Origin of the sequence: Corallococcus sp. 4LFB (assembly GCF_046520365.1) — a bacterium.
Classification (GTDB): domain Bacteria; phylum Myxococcota; class Myxococcia; order Myxococcales; family Myxococcaceae; genus Corallococcus; species Corallococcus caeni.
In genome coordinates, this window is sequence record NZ_JBKGHJ010000770.1 from 1 (window position 1) to 2,682 (window position 2,682).

At 70.1% G+C, this 2,682-nt stretch carries 1 protein-coding gene; it reads right to left on the reverse strand.

Going from position 1 to position 2,682, the window contains the following annotated elements:
• A partial coding sequence (locus ACLEQD_RS40865; protein WP_410391332.1) for a condensation domain-containing protein occupies positions 1-2,682 on the reverse strand: 2,682 nt, incomplete at both ends.

Sequence of the window (2,682 nt, forward strand, 5' to 3'; positions counted from 1 at the left end):
GCGGGTAGCTGGGGTCCAGCGGCACGTAGGCGCCACCGGCCTTGAGGATGCCGAGGGCTCCGATGACGAGGTCTTCGGTGCGCTCGACACAGAGGCCCACGCGGACCTCGGGCCCGACGCCCAGGCCACGCAGACGGTGGGCGAGCTGATTCGCCTTCGCGTCCACCTCGCGGTACGTCAGCTGCCGCTCGGGCGTGATGACAGCCAGCGCGTCCGGCGTGCGGCGCACCTGGGCTTCCACCATCGCGGGGATGCTGGGCTCACGCTGGGCTTCCGTGACAGCCGGGTTCCACTCGACGAGGAGTTGCTGGCGCTCGGCGTCAGTGAGCAGCGGCAGATCGCTCAGCCGCGTGTCTGGCCTCTGCGCGATAGCCTCCAGCAACACGCCGAAGTGGCCCGCCATCCGCTGGATGGTCGCCGCGTCGAACAGGTCCGTCGCGTACTCCAGCGTGCCAACCATTCCCTCCTGGAGTTCTTGCAGCGCGAGGGAGAGATCGAACTTCGCGAAGTGGGCCTCCAGGGGCAGAGGCTGCAAGGAGAGGCCCGGAAGCTGGAGCGCTTCGGTGGGCGTGTTCTGCAGGGCGAACATCACCTGGAAGAGCGGGCTGCGGCTTGCGTCCCGCACAGGCTGGATGACCTCCACGAGCTTCTCGAAGGGCACGTGCTGGTGCTCGAAGGCCGCGAGCGTCGTGCCGCGCACCTGGGCGAGCAGCTTCCGGAAGGAGTCCTCCGGCTTCACGCGCGTGCGGAGGACGAGCGTGTTGACGAAGAAGCCAATGAGGCCTTCCGTCTCCGCCTGGGTGCGGCCCGCGATGGGCGAACCCACGCTGACGTCATCCTGGGCGGCGTAGCGCGACAGCAGCAGCTGGAAGGCGGCGAGCAGCACCATGAAGGGCGTGGCACCTTCACGTCCCGCCAGCGCCTTGAGCGCGTGGGCAACCTCCGAGGGAATGCGCACGTCCACCCTGGCGCCCCGGTGCGACTGGACGGGCGGACGCGGGCGGTCCGTGGGCAGCTCCAGCGCGGCCGGCGCCCCCGAGAGCTGCTGCTTCCAGTAGCCGAGCTGCGCGTCCAGCGTCTCGCCCTGGAGCCACTGGCGCTGCCGCTCCGCGAAGTCCGCGTACTGCATGGGCAGTGGCGCGAGCGATGGGCTCCGGCCCGTACTGAAAGCCTCGTAGAAGGCGACCAGCTCCCGGACGAGCACGCCCATGGACCATCCGTCGGAGACGATGTGGTGCATCGTCACGGCCAACAGGTGCTCCTGCTCGCCCAGCCGCACCAGGGTCGTGCGCAGCAGCGGGCCTTGATCCAGATGGAAGGGCTGGCTCGCTTCCTTCGCGATCCGGCGCCGGGCTTCGGCTTCGCGCTGCGCTTCAGGCCGCGACGACAGGTCCACGAGCGGCAACATCCACGCGTCCGGCAGGTGGACGTGCTGCGTGGCCTCTCCTTCATGCGCATGGAAGGTGGTGCGCAGGGATTCGTGGCGGGCGACCAGGGCCTCGAAGGCGCGGCGCAACGACTCCACGTCCACGCGGCCCTTCAGCCGGAGCGCCGCGGGAATGTTGTACGACGCATCTCCCGGGGTGAGCTGATCCAGGAACCAGAGGCGACGCTGGGCGAAGGAGAGCGGAATGGCTCCTGCTCGGGACACGGGCCGAAGCGGAGGCAGCCGGACCGCCGCGGGCCGCGTGTCGGCGAGCTTCGTCGCGAGGGCGCCCACGGTGGGCGCCTCGAAGAGCGTCCGCAGTGGCAGCTCCAGCCCCAGCGTGGTTCGCACGCGCGAGACGAGCTGGGTGGCCAGGAGCGAGTGGCCTCCCAACGCGAAGAAGTCATCGTGGATGCCCACGCGCTCCACCCGGAGGACTTCGGCGAAGAGGGCGGCCAGCTTCTCCTCGGTGGGGGTGCGCGGTGCGACGAAGTTGACGGCGCGCGAGGCTTCCCCCGGTTCCGGGAGGGCCCGCCGGTCCACCTTGCCGTTCGCGTTGAGGGGCAGCGCGTCCAGCACGAGGAACGCGGAGGGCACCATGTACTCCGGCAGGTTCCGCCGGAGGTGGGCCTTGAGGGCGTCGGAGTCCAGCGCATGGCCTTCGCGCGCGGTGACGTAGCCGATGAGGCGCTTGTCCGCGTCCGCGCCCCGGGCCACGACAACGGCCTCGTTGACGCCCGGGAATGCACGCAGGGCCGCTTCGATTTCACCCAGTTCGATGCGGAAGCCGCGCACCTTCACCTGGAAGTCGACGCGGCCCAGGAAGTCGAGCGTGCCGTCCTCTCGCCAGCGAGCCTTGTCGCCCGTGCGGTAGAGGCGCTCGCCTGGACTGGAAGCGAAGGGGTGGGGGACGAAGCGCTCCGCGGTCAGGTCCGGGAGGTGGAGGTAGCCCCAGGCAAGGCCCTGGCCACCGACGTACACCTCACCCGCGACGCCCACGGGGACCGGACACAGGTGCGAGTCGAGTACGTAGGCAGTGGAGTTGGAGACGGGCCGGCCAATGGGCACTGCACCGGCCACCACCGAGTCGGGATGTAGGGTGAACGTCGTGGAGAAGGTGGTGTTCTCCGTGGGGCCGTAGCCGTTGAGGAAGGTGGTGCCTTCGGGGATGCGGGCGAGGTGCTCGCGCACGCGCGCGGCGGGCAGCACGTCACCACCCGCGAGCACCTGGCGCACCCCCGCGAGGGCTTCACCCT